Genomic DNA, 20,706 nt, shown 5'->3' with positions numbered 1-20,706 from the left:
TTTACGCCCCGCTATCCAGCGAACCCAGGAATTGCCTATTTAATATTCAACACGCTCCCGGTTTTCAGTCCCCAGATTTCAGACCAAAAAAAACCGCGCCATGGCGCGGTTTTTTTATAGCTCTTTAACTTAGAACACAAACTTAACGCTGGCAAAGAAGTCTGCCTCGGCACCTTCCAGGAAGGCATCCGGCAAGTTTTTCTCGGAAATTGAATCCGCAATCACCAGGTTAACTTCCAGAGTCTCGGCATAGGTCGCCTTGATGCGGACACCGATATCGGAGATCGCAGCCGTGTCACCGGCGTCACCGCTGGCATCTTCAAAGTTGGCCTCACCGTATTCACCAAATACACCGGCAACGAGGTCAAAGTTATCGAGATCCACCAGTTTATGGTTCAGCCCCAGGCGCGCAAACATACCCGAATCACCAACAAGCACACCCGGCACGTATGAGGAGATGGCATTTACACCACCGAGCACCCATTGCTGTTGTTGCGGCAGCTGGTCATCCGCCATCTGCGCGGCAAAGTCCACATCGACGGTCGTACGCTTGCGGTTGCTAATCTGCACCGCGGCACGTGGCTTGAATACAATAAAGTCACCCGCACGCTTGCCGACCGCAACGCCTGATGCATCCGGTGTGCTCTCAAGTGAACCACCATCGTCATCGATGCCCGCTTTGGCTGACGCCGTCAGGGTATATTTCAGCAGGTGCGTATCACCCAGCCGTGACTGGCGATTGTAACGCGCCCCCACTTCGAGGGTTGTATAAACCTCGTCCTGAAGGTTTGCGCCAGACTGATCTTCAATCTGGGAGTCGACCAGCTCGAGCTCTTCATAAAGACTGAAGCGGCGATCAATGTCGCTGCTCAACACCTGCTCACCGGTGAAGGCAATCTGCGTGATCTCGGCATCGAAAACCGAATTAGACGTGGCGGCGCCGCCTACCGGCAGACACAGCAAGCCCAATAAAGGATCACAGGTCTGACCAGCACCTGCACCCACCGACTCAGGTGTAAAATCCTGGGTGTATTCGGCAACGCTGGCGCGCAGCCCATACAAGCCAAAAGAAAACGGCTTGTTAACACCTACACTGATCTGATCGTACTCGTCGCCCTCACGTGACTCACCAAGATCAGGAAACGCCTTCTGGTAGTCTAACGACAGATTAGTACCACCCAGAGTGGAGTGTGTAACACCGGCATCGGCATAATAACGCCCCGCAAAACGGCTGCCTTCGTTGCTTAGCTTAAACTTGAGATCTGTGCGGTCGGCATCCGCTTTTTCTTTGCCTTCGAACACCATACCGACCACGCCGGGATCTTCTTCTGACACCTGATAGCTGACGCTGTAGTCAACACCAGTTCGCTCAGATTTGACGTTGGCCATAGCGCGCGCCTTGTCAAACTCGCTGCGCTTCAGATCGGCGTCGCCTTCCAGTCCGTCAAAAAACGGTACGATGCCCTCGTCGCCACTGACATTGCCAACCCGAGCTTGCAGCGCATGCACATGAACAACGTTCTGTTGCCGCGCATACAGAGTGTTAACCAGGAGATGCCCCTTGCGATTCGTCGCAGAGCTGATCAGCAAAATCGCCTGATCAGCCGATTTTGCGACTTCAAAAATTTTATCCAGCTCAGCACTGCTGAGATGGTGATTACCGGTTACATGAAGCTCAAAACTGCCAACTTTACCGGTATAGGCGGATGCGCCCGCTGCGTAGTCAGAAATATAGCTTGTATTGACTAGGGTAGGCGGTACTGCGGGTGGTAAATCGATAGCCATAGTCGTTTGATCCTAAATGTCGAAAATTTGTCTGTCGTTATAACGTGGGCGGCAGGGAAACTCGCCGCCCAAACGGCACCTTATTACTTGTCTTCGCTGTCGTAGGATTCGAGAAAATCCAGATACTGACTTTCGTCGAACTCGGAATCGCTGCTCGAGTCTGATGAGGCACCCTCTGTTGCACTCTTGCTGTCAGAAGCACTTGAGCTGCCAGCCTCGGCGGTATCACCACCGGACGCGTCATCAGCAGAGGAGTCCTCTTCGGTAGTAAAGTCGAGGTACTCCGAGGCATCGAATTCATCAACTGAAGACTCGGCAGACTCTGTGGGCTGTTCTTTCTTTTCTGCCTGCTCTTTAGCGGCCTGCTCTTGCGCGGCTTTTTTCTTGGCTGCTTCCGCCGCAGCTTTGGCGCGGGCTGCCGCACGGCGTGCACGCTCGGCCTCCATTTGTGCCTCACGCTGCGCAATTTCCGCTTTCGCCGCGTTGAACGTTTCCATATCGAGCACATTGAGCTCTACACGGCGGTTTTCAAAGCGCCCTTCAGGGTTGTCGCTACCGTCATCAAAGCTGTTTGGCGCGATCGGACGGGACTCCCCAAAACCGCGGAATACCAGGCGGTCAGCGTTGACACCATGACGAATGAAGTAATTGTGAACAGCTTCTGCACGGTTGCGAGAAAGGATTTCGTTGTACAGATCACTGCCTTTGCTGTCGGTATGTCCATCGATGGACACCAGCAATTCGGAGTGCTCGTTCAACACATTGACCGCAGCCTCAAGAATCGGGATGGACTCTTCGCGCAGTACGGCTTTATCAAATTCAAAGTTTACGCCGCGCAACACCCAGGGGCGATCTTCACGCAGCTCCATTTCGTGACAGCCATTCATAAATACTGGCACACCTTTTGGCGTGTCGGGACACTCATCCTGCTTATCGCAGACGAAATCACCGTCTACGTCATCACAGAATTCCATGGTTTCCTCAAGGCCGATGTCGCCACAAGCCATTTTGCCGTCAGTACCCCGGCCGGTACAGCTCAGGTCAGCACCTGGCGCTGCGGCACCGCCGCCACCGACCGGCAAGCCGAGCTGAGCATGAGAAACCAAGGGGATCGAAAACAGCAACGCACAAAAAGCCGTTACCAAGCCACGAGTCAGTGTGGTCATTCAGGTTCTCCAGAAGTAAGTAATTTTCCTTATTGCCAAGCGTTATACACGCTATGCACTTCATTTTGAAAACAATTTACTGCAAGAACTTTGAAGTATCCACCCCGGAATACACCTGAAAGTGCTTTATTCACGGAAACCTGTCACAGCAACGAGACAATTACGAAGAATTTGCGCCGAACGGCGGAATCTCAAAAGAAAATGACACGAAGGGAATAATGGGGTGGCCGACGGGGTTCGAACCCGCGACAACAGGAATCACAATCCTGGACTCTACCAACTGAGCTACGGCCACCATTGCGGTGTATCTATGCGGTGGCACGCCCGGCAGGATTCGAACCTGCGACCGACGGCTTAGAAGGCCGTTGCTCTATCCAGCTGAGCTACGGGCGCACGGCGCCTCCAAGCGAACACAAAGCAAAGAAATGGTCGGGGTAGAGAGATTCGAACTCCCGACATCCTGCTCCCAAAGCAGGCGCGCTACCAGACTGCGCTATACCCCGACAAACCAAGCTTTATATTGCCCCGCAAGAGGAGCTGCGCATAATACGCATCACCCCTGGGGACGTCAATCGCTATTTACCCGCTTTTGCCTTATTTTTTTGTCGCAAAGCGTAATGAATTCCGGCACTTGGCGATGTTTTGTTCAATCCCCTCAGATGCTTGGCCATTTGCGCACGAGGTGCGACAATAGCGCCCTATTTTTTCACCCCGCCAGCACAGTATAAACAGGGAGACTCCATGTCGGCACTCATTCTGGACGGAAAGGCTCTGGCCGCCCAAAGCGAACAACAGCTCAGCGAGCGAGTTTCTCGTCTTAAAGATCAGTCCGGCGGTAAAATCCCGATTCTTGCAACCATTCTTGTTGGCGACGACCCTGCCTCTGCCACCTATGTAAAGATGAAGGGCAATGCCTGTCGCCGGGTGGGCATGGAATCACTGGCCGTCGAACTGCCCTCTTCCACTACCACTGAACAACTGCTCGCCAAAATCGACGAGCTCAACAACAACCCGGACGTGCACGGCATTCTGCTGCAACATCCGGTCCCGGAGCAGATCGACGAACGCGCCTGCTTTGACGCAATAAAACTGAGCAAGGATGTGGATGGGGTTACCTGCCTGGGCTACGGACGTATGGCCATGGGCGAAGACGCTTACGGCTGCGCCACCCCCAAGGGCATCATGCGCATTCTCGATCACTACCAGATCGATATAGAAGGCAAGCATGCAGTGGTCGTTGGGCGAAGTGCCATTTTGGGCAAACCCATGGCCGCAATGCTGCTGGAAGCCAACGCGACGGTCACGACCTGTCATTCGCGCACACGCAACCTAGCAGACCATATCAAGCAGGCCGACATCGTGGTGGGCGCCGTCGGCAAACCCGAGTTCATCAAAGCTGAGTGGATCAAAGACGGCGCAGTCGTCGTTGACGCTGGTTACCATCCCGGCGGCGTAGGCGATATCGAGCTGGCGCCACTGACGGATCGCGTTGCAGCCTACACACCGGTTCCTGGCGGCGTTGGCCCGATGACCATCAACACCCTGATCATGCAGAGCGTTGAATCCGGCGAAAAGGCAATTTCCCAACAACCCTAATGGCCAAGAGAAAACGCCCACTAACAACACCGCAAAAGGTAGCGCGCAAGATTCTGCAAGCGTTTTTTGAAACCTGCTTTGTCAGCGTACCAACCCTGAGGTTCAGCAAGCCCTTCTGTCCGCCCGAACCCAGCGTGATTGCGATATACCACGATGAAATGGTCGCCACCGTTGCCCTGCTTACAGGGCAGCCCATCGCTTCGATTGCCTCGCTGAACCACAATGGCTATGCGGTCGCGCAGGTAATCGCCCGCCGCGCAGGGTTTGAAATGGTGTATGGCTCCGCAACCAAAGGCGGTAAAGAAGCATTTTACGAACTCAACGATGCCCTGCAACGCGGTAAGTCTGTCATATTCACCGTTGATGGCTCTCGTGGCCCCCGCCACGAAATGAAACCCGGGGCTATTATGCTAGCCCGAAAAAATCGCGTACCGTTGTACCTGCTGCGCTGCCAATGTGCTGGTCTGCGATTGCCCACATGGGATCGCTTTGTAATTCCGCTGCCAGGAGCACAAGTACAGGTGAATGTGGAGGCGGTCGATTTCGGCAGTCGCGAAGACAGGCGAACGATGAAAGTGCTGTTAACTGAATGCAACCAGCGCCTAAAGACGCTGGGAAAATCTTGATGCCGCGCCAGCGCTTGGGCCAATTGCTGTTCGCCTGTTACCTCATCGCACTGACAATAGCGTCACTGGTTCCCGGCAGCGACCTGCCGTCAGTTTCCTACAATGACAAAGTTGCCCACTTAGGAGCCTATTTTGTGCTCGGCGTGCTAGCCATGTCGTTCGGTCGGCGCCCAGCTTTCTTTGGGCTTCTGTTCCTTTATGGTCTGGGCATCGAGGTCCTTCAGGGGATGTCCGGGCAGCGCGAACTCTCTCTTCTCGACGCACTCGCCAATGGATGCGGCCTGCTACTGGCATGGCTTGCGGCAAACCACTATTGGCGTCGCGCAAACAGCTTGCTATAACACCTACCAACATTTTCCAGCCAATCATCGCATAGCAGTAGAATGCCACTGCCTATCACGACAAACCGTCCTTACAACGCAGTAGGCTGTCGAGCCATGCTGTATCCAAACCCTAGCAAGCTAGCCCCTGATCGCAGGCAAACGCCGGCGCGAAATTCCGGCCAGTATCCGGTATGCTACAAGCCAGTTTTGCTTGCAAAGCATCGAGAGGTCTTGACGTTCAATCCGTGCAACAAGCCAAACGGGAAATGCGCCCTGCCTAGCTGGTCGCAGCGCCGCCACAAGAATTAAAATAAAGTGCAGAACTCAATGAGCGTACACAAGCCCGCACTGTCGCATTCCAACTCCGCCGGAAAGGAGATTGAAAACCGTCGGCTAGGCTACGTCTTTAATTTCTCGACAGCCGTTGGCGGCCTTATTCTTATGATCTTTGCCTGGCGCCAACTTAACGGTGACAGCCAGCTCTTAAAATACTCGCTGTTTTCCACAGCATTTGGTGTTTGGAGTGTATTTCTTTACGTTTACTGCTCCGGCAAGGTAAAGCTAGGGGCATATATAGGCAGCGCCGTCATCTGCGGCCTGATTCTCGCTCTAACGTATACTGGCGGTCAGTCAAACACCGGCCTATACTGGGTTTTCCCACTTTTCGTCATTCAATTTATCTTTCTCGGCCCTTTTCTCGGCGCCGCTGCTTCTTTAACACTTGCGACCCTTATAGCCGTCATGTTGAGCAATCAACATGCCATTCCAGCAAATTATGAGCAAACTGAGATCGCCCGTGCACTCACCTCGATACTCACGCTAATTACCCTATGCACAATAAGCGAGTTTTTCAGACACCGCAGCCATCAGGACTTGAGCTCACAACATACAGACAAACTGATTGAAGCGGTGACGGATCCACTGACAGGGCTGACCAACCGGCGCTTTCTGGATGCCTTCTACCTACCAGATTGTCACCGCAACGAAATGCGAAAATTCCCAATGGCGGTCATTCTATGCGATGTGGATCATTTTAAGCGCATCAATGACACGGAGGGACACAAGGCCGGCGATACCGTACTGACACGTGTGGCCCGATTGCTGGCCGAGAACATTCGTGCTGACGACGTAGTGAGCCGCATCGGCGGCGAAGAGTTTCTAATATTGGCGCAGCAGGCGGATCGGGAGAGCGGCCACCAAATCGCCGAGAAGCTTCGCAAGAAACTCGAACACTGCGAGTTCCGTGAACTAAACGAAGGGGTAACCGCAAGCTTCGGCGTCGCCGAAGCCATACGGTATGACCGCATAGAAAAAGCGATAGAGCTCGCCGACAATAACCTCTACGAAGCCAAACGGCTAGGCCGGAATCGGGTGATCAGTCAGATCGACTGACCTGTCCCATAGGCAGAATCGCTACTCGCGGCGCCAACTGGTCCCGTCGCGGCTATCCTCCAGCAATACGCCTTTAGCTTTGAGCTCCTCACGAATCTCATCAGCGCGAGCGTACGCCTTATCGAGCTTTGCTTGCTGTCGCTCGGTGATTAATGCTTCTATTTCTTCCGCCGATATGGATGCTGCTCCAACGCTTTCTTTGAACCACGCTTGCGGTGATTCCTGGCATAAGCCCATAAGTGAAGCGCAATGGACCAGCGCCCCTTTGAGCGCCGGCTTGGCCGCTGGCTCTGCTTTATTCAAGGCTTTTGCCAACTGATGCAATTCAGCAATGGCGATAGGTGTATTGAGATCATCCAGCAAGGCCTTGTAAGCCGGCTGTTCCTCTACCGCACCATATACCGGCTCTACGTCGGCGGTATCTTTCAGGGCAGTGTAGAGCGAATCAAGACTGGCTTTGGCCTGCGCGAGCAACTCCCGTGAGAAATCGAGTTCTGAACGATACTGCGCAGAGAGCAAAGCAAAGCGCAGCACTTCTCCACGATATTGCCCCAGCAAGTCGCGCACAGTCCGGAAATTGCCCAGAGACTTGGACATTTTCTCGCCATCAATATTGAGGTAGCCGTTGTGCACCCAATAACGCACAAACTCCTCGCCGTCCTGACTGCAGCAGCTTTGCGCGCGCTCGTTCTCGTGGTGAGGAAAGATCAGATCGCGACCACCGCCGTGGATATCAATCTGGTCCCCCAAGTGCGCTTTGATCATTGCGGAGCATTCCAGGTGCCACCCAGGACGACCATAACCCCAAGGGCTGTCCCAACCCGGCTCGCTGGCGGTGGATGGTTTCCACAATACAAAATCACCCGCATATTTTTTATAGGGCGCCACTTCAACCCGAGCCCCATCCAACATATCGTCGAGTGAGCGGTTGGAAAGCTTGCCGTAATCTGCCATCGACTGCACAGCAAACAGCACATGCCCCTCAGCCTCGTAGGCATGACCGCGCTCAATAAGCTCGCCAATCATGGCCTGCATCGCATCCACATTCTCCGTGGCTTTGGGCGTCATATCTGGCGACAGGGTATTCAATGAAACCATGTCTTCGAGGTAGGCCTGAGTATAGCGCTCGGATACAGCTGCTATGGACTCGCCATTATCTTTAGCCGCCTGCATGATTTTATCGTCGATATCGGTGATATTGCGCGCGTAAACCACTTCCGGGTAGAGCGTTTTCAACACCCGATACAACGTATCAAACACAACCGCAGGGCGCGCATTGCCGATATGTATGTAGTTGTAGACCGTCGGCCCACAGACATACATCGTCACCCTGTCCGGATTGAGTGGCACAAAGGCTTCTTTGGCGCGGGTACGGGTGTTATATAAAGTTAAGGACATGCTTACGCCTATCTCATCTATTGCTTTGCGGACCACGTATCACGCAGACCAATGGTCATATTGAACACCGGATGCTCAGACGTGTGGTCAAAACGATCCGCCACGAAATAACCTTCGCGCTCAAACTGAAAACAGCTTTCGGGTAGCGCCTCGGCCAGCTCAGGTTCTATCCAGCAGTTTTCCAGCACAGCCTTGGACTCTGGATTAATGTGGGTCAGAAAATCAGCCTCACCTTTATCCGGCGCCGCATCCAGAAACAGTCGGTCATACTTGCGAATGGTCGCCTTGCGCCCTTCACTCATGGAAACCCAGTGAATAACCCCACGCGGCTTGATACCTTCGGGCGGATCTTCTCCCACCGTGTTTTCAACCAGCTCGCAAAACACCGTAGCTGGCTGGCCGTTGGCGTCATGCTCTACCCGGCAGGCTTTAATGACATAGGCACCGCGCAATCGTACAAATTCACCCAACACCAGACGCTTGAACTTTTTGCGCGACAGCGATGTATCTTCAGTGAAATCCGCGGCATCGATGACGATTTCACGAGTAAAGGGCAAACGACGCTCGCCCATATCTTCTTTCGGGTGGCGCGGTGCAGACAGATTTTCTACAGCCCCTTCAGCAAAGTTTTCAATCACCAGTTTCAACGGATTCAACACCGCCATCGCACGCGGCGCGTGTTTATCAAGGTCGTCCCGCACCGCCGATTCGAACTGCGCAATACTCACCACACCATCCGATTTGGCCACCGGTAAAGCGTCACAGAAATTGCGGATGGCTCGAGCGCTAAAGCCACGGCGACGCATACCATGAATGGTGGGCATGCGCGGATCATCCCAGCCATCCACATGGCCTTCATCAACAAGACGCTTGAGCTTTCGCTTGCTAGTGACAGTGTAGTCCAGATTCAACCGACCAAACTCGTACTGATGCGGGCGCGAAGGCACTGGCAGGTTCTCCAGGAACCAGTCGTACAACGGACGGTGATCGGCAAACTCTAGCGTACAGATAGAGTGGGTCACGCCCTCAATAGCATCTTCCTGACCGTGGGCAAAATCATAGCTCGGATAAATGCACCATTTATCGCCGGTATGATGGTGAGACTGCTTGCGAATTCGGTAGAGAACGGGGTCGCGAAGATTCATATTGGGCGAAGCCATATCAATCTTGGCCCGCAACACCTTGCTACCCTCATCAAACTCGCCGTTTTTCATCCGCTCCAGCAGGTCGAGATTTTCCTCTGCACTGCGTTCGCGATATGGGCTGGGCTTGCCCGGTTTGGTTGCCCAACCACGGTATTCACTGGCTTGCTCGGCACTGAGATCGCAGACATAAGCACGCCCTTCGCGAATCAAGTGCTGCGCCCAAGCGTAAAACTGATCGAAATAGTCTGAGGCAAAACGTACGTCACCGGCCCAAGTAAAGCCCAACCAGCGGACATCCTCCTTTATTGCATCGACGTATTCCTGCTCTTCCTTGGCGGGATTGGTATCGTCGAACCGCAGATTGCATTTGCCGCCGAACTGTTCGGCCAGACCGAAATTCACACAGATGGATTTGGCATGGCCAATATGGAGATACCCATTTGGCTCCGGCGGAAAACGGGTAACCACCGCTTCGGGCTTGATCTTGCCAGCCTCGATATCGGCCTTGATGATATCGCGAACAAAGTTAGTAGCCTGACTTTCGGGTTTGCTCATGCACTCTTCCAATGGGGGGGATTGCCGATTCAGACACGGATTTCGCGTCCGGCGCAAAAGGCGGGTATTATAGCGGCTTTCAACACCAATCAACACAGGCGGTAAAATGATTATTCTTCAAACAAATCATGGTGATATCAAAATCGAGCTGGACTTTGAAAAGGCACCGAAAACAGCAGCCAATTTCCAGCAATATGTTGAGGATGGCTTTTACGACGGCACCATTTTTCACCGCGTCATTGACGGTTTTATGGTCCAGGGCGGCGGCTTTACCCCCGGCATGCAGCAAAAGGCAACTCGCGACCCGATTGAATGCGAAGCTGACAACGGCCTGAAAAATGAGCTGGGCACGCTGGCGATGGCTCGCACCATGGACCCCCATTCAGCGTCTTCACAGTTCTTCATCAACGTAAAGAACAATGAATTTCTGAACCACAGCAGTAAAACCTCCCAAGGCTGGGGCTATGCAGTGTTCGGCAAGGTTGTCGAAGGCATGGATACCGTCAACGCGATCAAAGGCGTCGCCACCACTATGGCCGCCGGTCACCAGGATGTGCCAGCACAAGACGTGATCATCGAGAAAGCCTACGTCGCCGAGTAAGCAATGACCGTACTGTTCATCTCAGATCTGCATCTGGATGAAAAACGCCCGGACATATTCCGGGCGTTTTTACATTTTCTGGAGCAGGACGCATGCCGCGCAGATAGCCTTTATGTACTGGGCGACCTATTTGAAGCCTGGGTGGGCGATGATGACGATTCGAACATTGCCTTACAAAGTGTTGCCGCCTTCAGGCAGCTGAGCGATTCCGGCACAGAACTGTTTTTTATGCACGGCAACCGGGACTTTCTATTGGGTCAGGATTTCGCCAACCAAACCGGCGGCACCCTGCTCGACGACCCCTGCACTATCGATCTGTTTGGTATTCCAACCCTGCTGATGCACGGTGACAGCCTCTGTACGGCGGATACTGAATACCAGCAACTTCGGCAGCAATTGCGCTCTTCACAGTGGCAGCAGCAACTACTGGCTCAACCGCTGGCGGCGCGGCGCGAGCTGGCTCAGCAATTACGTATGGCGAGCTCTGAGGCTACCGGCAACAAGGCCGAAGATATTATGGATGTCACGCCGGACGAAGTGGTCAAGGTCCTGCAAGACCACGATTGCACCCGCCTGATCCACGGGCATACCCACCGGCCGGCACGCCATCAATTGACCGTCGCAGGCAAACCCGCCGAGCGGATTGTTCTTGGCGATTGGGATACAAATCTTTGGTATCTACACGCAAGCGCCGACGGTATCGATCTGCAGCAGCGCGCTATCGCCCTATAAAACCCAAAGGCTAACCGCCCCATCCAGGGGCATTTTGATCGACTCTCCGTAATGCACCCCTCCACCTTTTAGCACCAACTGCGCGCACAAAGAAAACCAACACATTGCCCGATTTAGCGCACAACAACCCTATCTACTTGTTTTAATTATATTATTTAACCTTGGCACACTCATTGCTGTACGTGATAGCAAAACCAGCTGGCATTTTGCCCGGGCACCAGGACTGCAGCCGACGGCCCATTTAACCAGCACCAAGGAGATCGTTATGTCGCTCAGGTACAAACAGTGGTTCAAGTCGATAGCAGCAAGCGTGCTGCTCGGCAGCACCTCTTTCAGCCAGGCTGCAGAGCCCGAAAAAGAGGAACTGAAGTTCGGTTTCATAAAACTCACCGATATGGCACCGCTAGCCATTGCCTATGAAAAGGGCTTCTTCGAAGACGAAGGGCTCTACGTAACACTCGAAGCACAGGCCAACTGGAAAGTATTGCTCGACCGCGTTATCGACGGTCAGCTAGACGGCGCCCATATGCTCGCCGGACAACCGCTGGGCGCCACCATAGGCTTTGGCACCCAAGCCCATATCATCACCGCTTTCAGTATGGATTTGAACGGCAACGGCATCACCGTATCCAACGATATCTGGGAGCAAATGAAGCCTCATATCCCGAAACAGGCCGACGGCAAACCGGTGCACCCGATCAAGGCAGACTACCTCAAACCGGTCGTGGATAAATACAAGGCCGACGGCAAGCCCTTCAAAATGGGAATGGTATTCCCAGTTTCCACCCACAACTATGAACTGCGCTACTGGCTGGCAGCCGGCGGCATTCACCCGGGCTACTACGCCCCCAAAAAAGGTGATACCAGTGGCATGATCAATGCCGACGCGCAACTGTCTGTGACCCCGCCTCCGCAAATGCCGTCCACCATGGAAGCCGGCACTATTTACGGTTACTGCGTGGGTGAACCCTGGAACCAGCAAGCCGTATTCAAAGGTATCGGCGTTCCGGTAATCACCGATTACGAAATCTGGAAAGACAACCCCGAGAAGGTGTTCGGTGTTAGCAAGGACTGGGCTGACAAATATCCACAAACCCATATTGCCGTTGTGAAAGCCATGATCCGCGCCGCTAAATGGCTGGATGCCAACAACAACGCCAACCGTCCAGAAGCCGTGAAAATCCTGTCAAAACCCTACTATGTTGGGGCAGACGAAGAGGTTATCGCCAATTCCATGACGGGCACCTTCGAGTACGAAAAAGGCGACAAACGTCCGGTTCCAGATTTCAACGTTTTCTTTCGCTACAACGCGACCTACCCCTACTACTCCGACGCCATCTGGTATCTCACGCAGATGCGACGCTGGGGCCAGATCGCCGATCACAAGCCGGACAGCTGGTATATGGAGACCGCCAAAAAGGTTTATCGCCCTGACATCTATCGCGCAGCGGCCGAAGAACTGATTGCCGACGGCGTCATGCAAGCCAGCGAATTCCCGAACTTTGCTAAAGAAAGCGGCTTCAAACCGCCGCAGAAAGAGTTTATCGACGGTGTGACCTACGACGGTACCAAGCCGAATGATTACCTCGGCAAGTTCAAAATCGGCCTGAAAGGCAAAGACGAAGTGTAACGCCCGCCCTCTCCCAACGGGAGAGGGCAAAACGCTCTAGGGAGACACCATGTTCAAGCAAAAAACCATCGGATTTTTCGAAGTCGCAGGCTTTCGCTGGATGGTCCCGATGGTCAAACTGGCCTTCTGGGAAGACCCGAAAGAACAATCGCGCTTGCTGGGCAACCTCATTGGGCTGCCCTTACTGGCCATTTCACTATTTCTGTTTTTATGGGCCGCCGGCGCGGCACAAGTGGATACCAGCCTGGGGAAATTGCCGGGACCTTCAGCGGTACTCGACGCGGGGAAAACCCTCTATGCCGAGCATAAAGAAGAGCGCGCCAAGGAAGCGGCCTTTTATGAGCGCCAGCAAAAACGTAACGCCAAGAAGCTGGAACGCAACCCTGACGCCAATATTAAGTGGCGCAATTACACCGGAAACGCAACCTTCATCGACCAGATATTCACCAGCCTGAAAACGGTTTTTACCGGCTTTGTTGTGGCCTCGCTAATCGCGGTTCCCATCGGTATTGCCTGCGGACTTAGCCGCGGACTAAACACAGCCTTATCTCCCATTATTCAGATTCTAAAACCCGTATCACCCCTAGCGTGGTTGCCCATCGTCACCATGGTGGTCAGCGCGGTTTACATTAGTGACGACCCACTGTTAGCCAAATCGTTTGTGAACTCTGCAATAACGGTAACCCTGTGTTGCATGTGGCCGACCTTGATAAACACCGCAGTGGGTGTTGGCAATATCGACGAAGACCTGATCAACGTCGGCCGTGTTATCCGTCTGGGGTGGTTTACCCGCGTACGGAAAATTGCGATTCCCGCCGCACTACCCATGATATTTACCGGCTTACGAATCTCCCTCGGCATTGGCTGGATGGTATTGATTGCCGCTGAAATGCTCGCCCAGAACCCCGGTCTCGGCAAGTTTGTCTGGGATGAATTCCAGAACGGCAGCTCTCAATCACTCGCCCGCATCATGTTCGCCGTCGTGACCATCGGTTTTATCGGCTTTGTGCTCGACTGGTTGATGCTAACCCTGCAGAAAATGATCTCTCACGAAGACGTGAAAAGTTGATGTATCCAAGGAGCCCATCATGAACCCCTATGTTGATCTGTCACAACTGACCATGGATTTTCCAACGCCCAAGGGTCCGTTTCGGGCGCTGGAAAAAGTTAACCTGAAAATTCAGAAAGGCGAATTTATTTCGCTGATAGGGCATTCCGGCTGTGGCAAATCCACAGTGCTAAACATCATTGCCGGTCTCTACCAGGCCACTCAAGGCGCAGTGGTCCTCGAAGGCAAAGAGGTAACCGACCCCGGCCCGGAACGCGCGGTTGTGTTCCAGAATCATTCATTATTTCCGTGGCTGACAGCTTACGAAAATATTGAGATCGCCGTGAAGCAGGTATTCAAAGGCAAAAAATCTAAAGCCGAAATCAAGCAATGGGTGGAACACAATCTGGCGCTCGCACACATGAGCCATGCCGCTCACAAATACCCCTCGGAGCTTTCCGGCGGCATGAAACAGCGCATTGGTATTGCTCGCGCACTGGCGATGGAACCCAAAGTGTTACTGATGGATGAACCTTTTGGCGCTCTGGACGCACTGACCCGTGCGCACCTGCAGGATTCGCTGATGGAAATACAGACAGAGCTGAACAATACCGTTGTCATGATCACCCACGACGTGGACGAGGCCGTACTCCTCTCAGACAGAATTGTAATGATGACGAATGGCCCGGCCGCCACCATCGGGGAAGTGCTGGACATCAACCTGGAACGCCCACGCGACCGCCTGACTCTCGCTAGCGATGCTCAGTACAACGCGTACCGCGCCGCGGTGTTGCGCTTCCTCCATCAAAAGCAGTCCAACCCCGCGCTTGCCCAATCCCGGCCCTCGCCGGATCGTCCCAGCACCGAAAATCCCGAAGCCGTAGACGAGGCCGCATGAGAGTCACCCCCATGACAACGCTGGAAAAGAAAGATATAAAACTCGGCTATATTCCGCTGACCGACTGCGCTCCGTTTGCGGTTGCTAAAGAAAAGGGATTTTTCGAGGAACAAGGATTGAATGTTTCGCTGTCACGGGAACATTCCTGGGCCAGTATTCGCGACAAGGTAGGGTTGGGCGTGCTTGACGGCGCTCAGATGCTGGCAAGCATGCCGGTGGCCGCGCGCCTGGGAGCTGCAGGCCCACGATTGGATATGGTGACCGGCTTCGTGCTGGATTTAAACGGCAACGCCATTACCCTGAGCAACAGGCTCTACGACGCGGTTGTGGCGACGGACCCCGACGCGGAATTCTCACCGCTCGCCGCTACCCAGGCCCTTAACCTAGTCATCAAAGCGAACACCCAAAACAAGCGACCGAAATTTCGGTTCGGCGTTGTATTTCCTGTGTCCACACAAAACTATGAACTGCGCTACTGGTTAGGCTGCGGTGGCACCAATCCCGACACGGATATCGACATTGTCGTCATTTCGCCGCCGGATATGGTGGACCACCTGAAATCTGGCGATATCGATGGCTATTGTGTCGGTGAGCCGTGGAATACCGTAGCCGTACTCGGCGGCCTGGGCCATGTGGTCGCGACCAAGTACGAACTGTGGAATAACAGCCCGGAAAAGGTTTTCGCCGTTGCCAAAGGTTGGGCGGAAAAACACCCCCACTCCCACCGTGCGCTGCTGCGCGCACTGATGAAAGCCTGCGCCTGGCTGGACCAGCCCGAGAACCGGTTGGTTACGGCGGAGCTGCTCACTGCGCATGGCTATATCGATCAAGACCTGGAAACTGTCGCCATGTCTCTGTGCGGTATCAGTCAGCGCCACCCCGGCCGCGCCCCCGAGGACGCTCCGGATTTTCATGTTTTCAACCGCTACTGTGCTAATTTTCCCTGGCTGAATCAGGCTGAGTGGTTTATCGCTGAGATGTACCGCTGGGGACAGCTCAAGAATCCGGTAAGTATCAGCGCCATTGCAGAACAGGTATACCTGCCAGAACTCTACCGCAAAGTTGCGAATGAGATCGGGGTACCCTGCCCCGCCATCAACCGCAAAACAGAGGGAAATCTTACGCCACAAATGCTACAGAATTTCGCACCGCATATGGGACCGAACCAGTTTCTTGACGGTAAACGCTTCGATGTCGGCAAGGTATTAAGCTATCTCGAACAACACGATCTCAGCCACGCCAATATTGTCGAATTAAGGCAAAGCAATGAAACCCATGGATAACACAAATGCGCTTCGTGCCTTGCTGATCGGGGTGGAGAGCGATGGCGCTAAAGACCTATTTCAACTATTGGAAAGCCTTGGTATGGTGCTGATACCCCGCAGCGCGTCCGAGGGCAGCCTCTACAGCCTGATCGAATCCCTCCAGCCAGACCTGATTTTTGTAGATGCCAATTCACCCGCCCGCGATACCCTCGAACACGCGGTGTCAGCCCACCGAGACCTGCCGCAACCTGTGGTCAGTGCCGACGGCGACCTGCAAATAAGCCTGCGGCGACTTGCAGGTGATATTGGCATCAGTCTTTACGCTGGCGACGGGGTAACACCTGCCCTGCTGCAGGCACTGATTGATCTCACGATCAGTCACTGTCACAGCATTGAGGTGTTGCGAAGAGAAGTTGCATTGGCAATGATGGCTCAGCCACGGGACGTAGCCGTTCATTGAGCTGCCCAGCGCGGTATCAGGCTGCGGCTGCCATAGGCCCACTGTGAAAACGGAACTCGGCATCCGGCGCCTGAATCAGCTCGGCTTCTTTCGCGGCAAAAAATGCCACTCGATCGTCAACGTCAGTTGCTGAAACGCCCGCATCTCTGGCGTACTGCTTGGCCAATTTGAGATAGTCGAGAAAATGGCGCGATTCGGAGCGCAGCAGTGAACGGTAGAAGTCAGCCAGCTCATCATCCAGACGCGGTGCCAGTCGCGCAAAACGCTCGCAGGAGCGCGCTTCAATAAAGGCGCCTACGATCAACACATCAATCAGCTTGCCCGGCTCAGATGTGCGCATATGCTCGCGCAGCCCCCCGGCATATCGCGCAGAACTGAGCTGAACATAGTCGATATTGCGCTGCTGCATAATCGCCAGCACCTGCTCGAAGTGCCGCAACTCCTCGCGCGCCAGCTTGGACATACGGTGTAAAAGATCCGGTTTGTCCACGTAGCGGTACATCAGGTTTAGCGCAGTAGAGGCTGCTTTTTTTTCACAGTTTGCGTGATCTATCAACAAGATAGAAAGGTTTTCTACGGCAGCTTCAAGCCATGCTTCAGGCGTTTCACAAGCAAGAAAATCGTTAACGGGCTGAATATCTACAGTCTTCATGGCTACGGCTGGTCAGTGGCTACGTGAAAGGCGCGCAAGTATACCAGACCCAAGTCAGACCACGACCTTCATATAGCGCTCGTAGTGGGCTTCCGACAGGATATAGAATTCCCGGTCGATCATGTCGCGCAACTGCGGCAGCGGCACATCGCGATATTGCGCATCGATAGCCAATCCGAAGTCGGCGGGATCACTGATCTGGGCGGCCCCGGCCTTAAGCAGCGCAAAGGCCCAAATTTCAGGGCATTTATGGGGCTTGTAGCGAATTTGCTGGGCCTGCAGCTGCCACTCAAGCAAGCCCGCATCCACCACTTGCAGCTTGTTCTTCACCACCTGAGCTAGAAAGTCATCCAGCCGCCGATCAATCACCCGTTTCTGGTCTTCGGTGTAGCTGATCCAGTCAATCACTTCATGGGAAAAACGCTTGCAGCCCCGGCAAACACTGTCGCCCAGGGCTGTTGAGCACACCCCAATGCAGGGGGTGGTAACTCGTGGCAGAACATTTTGACTCAGGGTGGGCGGACTCACAGATGGAACTTCTCCGGTTTATTCACGGCAAAAACGGCGGGTATAACGGTAACCGCCCCCGCTTACAGAGACAAGTCTTGCCTTTACCTCTTAGCGAACTGGTTGATTTACAGTATAATTACGCACCTTTCGACGTCGATGATGGGCATCGATAGCCCCGGCTGCTAGCGATCCTGGCGGCTTTAGGGTACCGAAATAGCGACCAGAGGAGCTTAACTGTGCTTGAAGCCTACCGTGAACACGTTGCCGAGCGTGCTGCACTGGGTATTCCCCCGAAACCCCTGAACCCTGAGCAAGTTGCCGCCTTGGTGGAACTGCTGAAAAATCCCCCTGCTGGCGAAGAAGCCACTCTGGTGGAACTGATTTCCGAGCGTGTACCGCCGGGCGTTGATGAAGCGGCCTACGTAAAAGCCGGGTTCCTTGCCGCCATTGTTAAAGGTGAAGCCAGTTCTCCTCTGATCGACCGCTCCAAAGCTGTAACCCTGCTGGGCAACATGCACGGCGGTTACAACATTGTGACGCTCGTTGAGTTGTTGGACGACAGCGAATTGGCAGCCCAAGCAGCCGAAGAACTCAAGCACACTCTGCTGATGTTCGACGCCTTCCACGATGTGGAAGAAAAAGCGAAAGCTGGCAACGAGTATGCCAAAGCCGTAATGCAAAGCTGGGCCGACGGCGAATGGTTCACCAAGCGTGACAAAGTAGCCGAGTCCATTAAAGTGGCTATTTTCAAGGTCACCGGCGAAACCAACACCGACGATCTGTCCCCTGCCCCTGATGCCTGGAGCCGCCCGGACATCCCCCTGCACGCTCTGGCTATGTACAAAATGAAGCGCGACGGTCTTGAGCCGGAAGAGCATGGCGTACGCGGCCCGATGGCTCAAATCAAGGAAATCCAAGATAAAGGTCTGCCCGTTGCCTTCGTTGGTGACGTTGTCGGTACCGGCTCCTCACGCAAATCCGCCACTAACTCCGTACTGTGGTTCTTCGGCGACGACATGCCGGGCACCCCGAACAAGAAGTCTGGCGGCATCTGTATCGGTAACAAGGTTGCCCCTATCTTCTACAACACCATGGAAGATGCTGGCGCACTGGTTTTTGAAGCACCCGTTGACGATTTGAACATGGGTGACATCGTTGAAATTCGCCCCTACGACGGCAAGATTCTCAACGAAGCCGGCGAGACAATCTCCGAATTCGAACTGAAATCTGACGTACTGCTGGACGAAGTTCAGGCTGGCGGTCGAATCAATCTGATCATCGGTCGCGGCCTGACCAGCAAAGCCCGCGAATCGCTCGGCCTGCCCGAGACCGACCTGTTCCGCAAGCCGGAAGCACCAGCAGAAAGCAACAAAGGCTTCACGTTGGCTCAGAAAATGGTCGGCAAGGCTTGTGGCGTCGAAGGTATTCGCCCCGGCACTTACTGCGAGCCGCGCATGACTACAGTGGGATCTCAGGACACCACCGGCCCAATGACCCGCGACGAGCTTAAAGACCTGGCGTGCCTCGGCTTCTCTGCCGACCTGACCATGCAGTCTTTCTGTCACACTGCCGCGTATCCCAAGCCTGTGGATATCGACACCCAGCACACCCTGCCCGACTTCATTATGACCCGTGGCGGTGTATCGCTGCGCCCCGGCGACGGCATCATCCACAGCTGGTTGAACCGCATGCTTCTGCCCGACACTGTGGGTACCGGCGGCGACTCACACACTCGCTTCCCGATGGGTATTTCATTCCCGGCGGGTTCCGGCCTGGTGGCCTTTGCCGCCGCTACGGGTGTAATGCCGCTGGACATGCCCGAATCGGTACTGGTTCGTTTTAAAGGCAAGATGCAACCTGGCATCACCCTGCGCGACCTGGTTCACGCCATTCCGTATTACGCCATTCAGGAAGGCCTGCTGACCGTAGAGAAGAAAGGCAAGAAGAACATCTTCTCTGGCCGTATTCTCGAAATCGAAGGCCTGGATCACCTGACGGCCGAACAGGCATTCGAACTGTCTGATGCCTCTGCCGAGCGCTCTGCCGCTGGCTGTACCATCAAACTGAGCGAAGAGTCTGTTGCCGAGTACCTGCGCTCCAACATTACCCTGCTGCGCTGGATGATCAGCGAAGGCTACGGTGACACGCGCACCCTTGAGCGCCGCGCCCGTAAAATGGAAGAGTGGCTGGCCAACCCGGAACTGATGGAAGCCGACAAAGACGCCGAATACGCCGCTGTGATCGAAATCGATCTGGCCGACGTGAACGAGCCTGTTGTTTGCTGCCCGAACGACCCGGACGATGCCAAAAAGCTGTCTGAAGTGGCTGGTGACAAGGTTGACGAAATCTTTATCGGCTCATGCATGACCAACATTGGTCACTTCCGTGCCGCCGGCAAACTGCTGGACGCGCACAAAGGTGGCATCAGCACCCGCATGTGGTTGTCTCCGCCCACCAAAATGGACGAGCACACCCTCATGGAAGAAGGCTACTACAACATCTTCGGCCGCGCCGGCGCGCGCATGGAAATGCCTGGATGTTCACTGTGCATGGGTAACCAGGCACGAGTAGCCCCAGGCAGCACGGTGCTGTCCACCTCAACCCGTAACTTCCCCAACCGTCTCGGTGATGGCGCTAACGTCTACCTGACCTCTGCCGAACTGGCAGCGGTTGGCGCAATTCTGGGCAAACTGCCAACGCCGGAAGAGTACCTGCAATACGCGAAAGATCTCGATTCCATGTCCAGCGAAATCTATCGCTACATGAACTTTGATCAGATTGCAGAGTTCCAGAAAGGTGCCGAGGAAGGCGCCCGCATTGCAGCGGTGGAGATTCAGGAAGTGGCGTAAGCCGTTTACTGAGCAAGCTTGAAAAGCCCGCCTAGCGCGGGCTTTTTTTAACGCGGGCTGGTGAGTTTGCTGGCC

General features: G+C 54.3%; 18 protein-coding genes and 3 tRNA genes. 12 read left to right on the top strand and 9 right to left on the bottom strand.

Translation table 11 applies throughout. From position 1 onward, the window contains the following. Window positions 1–129: 129 nt before the first annotated feature. The 5 genes from AC222A_RS04045 to AC222A_RS04025 form a co-directional block, all read right to left on the bottom strand. Window positions 130–1,785: a ShlB/FhaC/HecB family protein gene (locus AC222A_RS04045; RefSeq protein WP_486774655.1), complete on the bottom strand. Its 1,656-nt coding sequence runs from the start codon at window positions 1,783–1,785 to the stop codon at window positions 130–132. 83 nt (window positions 1,786–1,868) lie between these two features. Further along, window positions 1,869–2,951, bottom strand: a complete 1,083-nt coding sequence (locus tag AC222A_RS04040; protein WP_486774654.1) for an OmpA family protein — start codon at window positions 2,949–2,951, stop codon at window positions 1,869–1,871. A 219-nt stretch (window positions 2,952–3,170) separates the two neighbouring features. After that, window positions 3,171–3,246 (bottom strand) — tRNA-His (locus AC222A_RS04035). Window positions 3,247–3,267: 21 nt separating this feature from the next. Then, a tRNA-Arg gene (locus AC222A_RS04030) sits at window positions 3,268–3,344 on the bottom strand. A 33-nt stretch (window positions 3,345–3,377) separates the two neighbouring features. Next, a tRNA-Pro gene (locus AC222A_RS04025) sits at window positions 3,378–3,454 on the bottom strand. Between the two features lie 238 nt (window positions 3,455–3,692). Between AC222A_RS04025 and folD the strand changes: the two genes are divergently transcribed. From folD to AC222A_RS04005, 4 genes are all read left to right on the top strand, one after another. Further along, entirely contained in the window at window positions 3,693–4,547 is an 855-nt protein-coding gene (gene folD, locus AC222A_RS04020) for a bifunctional methylenetetrahydrofolate dehydrogenase/methenyltetrahydrofolate cyclohydrolase FolD (protein WP_372783589.1), read from the top strand. After that, entirely contained in the window at window positions 4,547–5,173 is a 627-nt protein-coding gene (locus AC222A_RS04015; protein ID WP_372783591.1) for a lysophospholipid acyltransferase family protein, read from the top strand. The genes folD and AC222A_RS04015 overlap by 1 nt, the downstream gene beginning before the upstream one ends. After that, on the top strand, window positions 5,173–5,514 hold the full coding sequence (locus AC222A_RS04010; RefSeq protein ID WP_372783593.1) for a VanZ family protein: 342 nt from the start codon (window positions 5,173–5,175) through the stop codon (window positions 5,512–5,514). Before AC222A_RS04015 ends, AC222A_RS04010 begins: the two co-directional genes overlap by 1 nt. A 309-nt stretch (window positions 5,515–5,823) precedes the next feature. Beyond that, on the top strand, window positions 5,824–6,888 hold the full coding sequence (locus tag AC222A_RS04005; RefSeq protein WP_372759176.1) for a GGDEF domain-containing protein: 1,065 nt from the start codon (window positions 5,824–5,826) through the stop codon (window positions 6,886–6,888). Between the two features lie 21 nt (window positions 6,889–6,909). Here AC222A_RS04005 and cysS read toward each other — a convergent pair whose 3' ends face one another. Further along, window positions 6,910–8,286 (bottom strand): cysteine--tRNA ligase, encoded by a 1,377-nt coding sequence (cysS, locus tag AC222A_RS04000; RefSeq protein WP_486774653.1) that lies wholly within the window; start codon window positions 8,284–8,286, stop codon window positions 6,910–6,912. 17 nt (window positions 8,287–8,303) lie between these two features. After that, entirely contained in the window at window positions 8,304–9,986 is a 1,683-nt protein-coding gene (locus AC222A_RS03995) for a glutamine--tRNA ligase/YqeY domain fusion protein (protein WP_372747466.1), read from the bottom strand. A 106-nt stretch (window positions 9,987–10,092) separates the two neighbouring features. Here AC222A_RS03995 and AC222A_RS03990 point away from each other — a divergent pair, with 106 nt between their 5' ends. The 7 genes from AC222A_RS03990 (at window position 10,093) to AC222A_RS03960 (ending at window position 16,620) form a co-directional block, all read left to right on the top strand. Next, window positions 10,093–10,587 (top strand): peptidylprolyl isomerase, encoded by a 495-nt coding sequence (locus AC222A_RS03990; RefSeq protein ID WP_372747467.1) that lies wholly within the window; start codon window positions 10,093–10,095, stop codon window positions 10,585–10,587. Between the two features lie 3 nt (window positions 10,588–10,590). After that, on the top strand, window positions 10,591–11,319 hold the full coding sequence (locus tag AC222A_RS03985) for a UDP-2,3-diacylglucosamine diphosphatase (protein WP_372759023.1): 729 nt from the start codon (window positions 10,591–10,593) through the stop codon (window positions 11,317–11,319). A gap of 265 nt (window positions 11,320–11,584) precedes the next feature. Next, window positions 11,585–12,949, top strand: a complete 1,365-nt coding sequence (locus AC222A_RS03980; protein ID WP_372747469.1) for a CmpA/NrtA family ABC transporter substrate-binding protein — start codon at window positions 11,585–11,587, stop codon at window positions 12,947–12,949. A 49-nt stretch (window positions 12,950–12,998) separates the two neighbouring features. Next, on the top strand, window positions 12,999–14,018 hold the full coding sequence (locus AC222A_RS03975; protein ID WP_372747470.1) for an ABC transporter permease: 1,020 nt from the start codon (window positions 12,999–13,001) through the stop codon (window positions 14,016–14,018). Window positions 14,019–14,037: 19 nt separating this feature from the next. Then, on the top strand, window positions 14,038–14,895 hold the full coding sequence (locus AC222A_RS03970) for an ABC transporter ATP-binding protein (RefSeq protein ID WP_372747471.1): 858 nt from the start codon (window positions 14,038–14,040) through the stop codon (window positions 14,893–14,895). Further along, a complete protein-coding gene (locus AC222A_RS03965) occupies window positions 14,892–16,178 on the top strand; it encodes a CmpA/NrtA family ABC transporter substrate-binding protein (protein ID WP_486774652.1) in 1,287 nt (428 codons plus the stop codon). The genes AC222A_RS03970 and AC222A_RS03965 overlap by 4 nt, the downstream gene beginning before the upstream one ends. Further along, a complete protein-coding gene (locus AC222A_RS03960) occupies window positions 16,171–16,620 on the top strand; it encodes an ANTAR domain-containing response regulator (RefSeq protein ID WP_372747473.1) in 450 nt (149 codons plus the stop codon). Before AC222A_RS03965 ends, AC222A_RS03960 begins: the two co-directional genes overlap by 8 nt. Window positions 16,621–16,636: 16 nt before the next feature. On the opposite strand, the gene AC222A_RS03955 is transcribed toward AC222A_RS03960, so the two are convergent. Next, entirely contained in the window at window positions 16,637–17,272 is a 636-nt protein-coding gene (locus AC222A_RS03955; RefSeq protein WP_486774651.1) for a MiaE family protein, read from the bottom strand. Between the two features lie 54 nt (window positions 17,273–17,326). Beyond that, window positions 17,327–17,800 (bottom strand): DUF1289 domain-containing protein, encoded by a 474-nt coding sequence (locus AC222A_RS03950; RefSeq protein ID WP_372747475.1) that lies wholly within the window; start codon window positions 17,798–17,800, stop codon window positions 17,327–17,329. Window positions 17,801–18,018: 218 nt separating this feature from the next. Between AC222A_RS03950 and acnB the strand changes: the two genes are divergently transcribed. Continuing rightward, window positions 18,019–20,631 carry a bifunctional aconitate hydratase 2/2-methylisocitrate dehydratase gene (gene acnB / locus AC222A_RS03945; protein WP_372747476.1) on the top strand — a complete coding sequence of 871 codons (2,613 nt, stop codon included), beginning with the start codon at window positions 18,019–18,021 and terminating at the stop codon, window positions 20,629–20,631. Window positions 20,632–20,706: the final 75 nt, after the last annotated feature.

The organism is Litorivivens sp., from assembly GCF_057445395.1.
The sequence above is the reverse complement of the archived record's forward strand: the minus strand, read 5'-3'. Positions and strand labels throughout refer to the sequence as shown.

Bases quoted from the DNA above. Each gene is read 5' to 3' on its own strand.
- AC222A_RS04045 (WP_486774655.1), bottom strand. From the start codon at position 1,785: ATGGCTATCGATTTACCACCCGCAGTACCGCCTACCCTAGTCAATACA.
- AC222A_RS04040 (WP_486774654.1), bottom strand. From the start codon at position 2,951: ATGACCACACTGACTCGTGGCTTGGTAACGGCTTTTTGTGCGTTGCTG.
- folD (WP_372783589.1), top strand. From the start codon at position 3,693: ATGTCGGCACTCATTCTGGACGGAAAGGCTCTGGCCGCCCAAAGCGAA.
- AC222A_RS04015 (WP_372783591.1), top strand. From the start codon at position 4,547: ATGGCCAAGAGAAAACGCCCACTAACAACACCGCAAAAGGTAGCGCGC.
- AC222A_RS04010 (WP_372783593.1), top strand. From the start codon at position 5,173: ATGCCGCGCCAGCGCTTGGGCCAATTGCTGTTCGCCTGTTACCTCATC.
- AC222A_RS04005 (WP_372759176.1), top strand. From the start codon at position 5,824: ATGAGCGTACACAAGCCCGCACTGTCGCATTCCAACTCCGCCGGAAAG.
- cysS (WP_486774653.1), bottom strand. From the start codon at position 8,286: ATGTCCTTAACTTTATATAACACCCGTACCCGCGCCAAAGAAGCCTTT.
- AC222A_RS03995 (WP_372747466.1), bottom strand. From the start codon at position 9,986: ATGAGCAAACCCGAAAGTCAGGCTACTAACTTTGTTCGCGATATCATC.
- AC222A_RS03990 (WP_372747467.1), top strand. From the start codon at position 10,093: ATGATTATTCTTCAAACAAATCATGGTGATATCAAAATCGAGCTGGAC.
- AC222A_RS03985 (WP_372759023.1), top strand. From the start codon at position 10,591: ATGACCGTACTGTTCATCTCAGATCTGCATCTGGATGAAAAACGCCCG.
- AC222A_RS03980 (WP_372747469.1), top strand. From the start codon at position 11,585: ATGTCGCTCAGGTACAAACAGTGGTTCAAGTCGATAGCAGCAAGCGTG.
- AC222A_RS03975 (WP_372747470.1), top strand. From the start codon at position 12,999: ATGTTCAAGCAAAAAACCATCGGATTTTTCGAAGTCGCAGGCTTTCGC.
- AC222A_RS03970 (WP_372747471.1), top strand. From the start codon at position 14,038: ATGAACCCCTATGTTGATCTGTCACAACTGACCATGGATTTTCCAACG.
- AC222A_RS03965 (WP_486774652.1), top strand. From the start codon at position 14,892: ATGAGAGTCACCCCCATGACAACGCTGGAAAAGAAAGATATAAAACTC.
- AC222A_RS03960 (WP_372747473.1), top strand. From the start codon at position 16,171: ATGGATAACACAAATGCGCTTCGTGCCTTGCTGATCGGGGTGGAGAGC.
- AC222A_RS03955 (WP_486774651.1), bottom strand. From the start codon at position 17,272: ATGAAGACTGTAGATATTCAGCCCGTTAACGATTTTCTTGCTTGTGAA.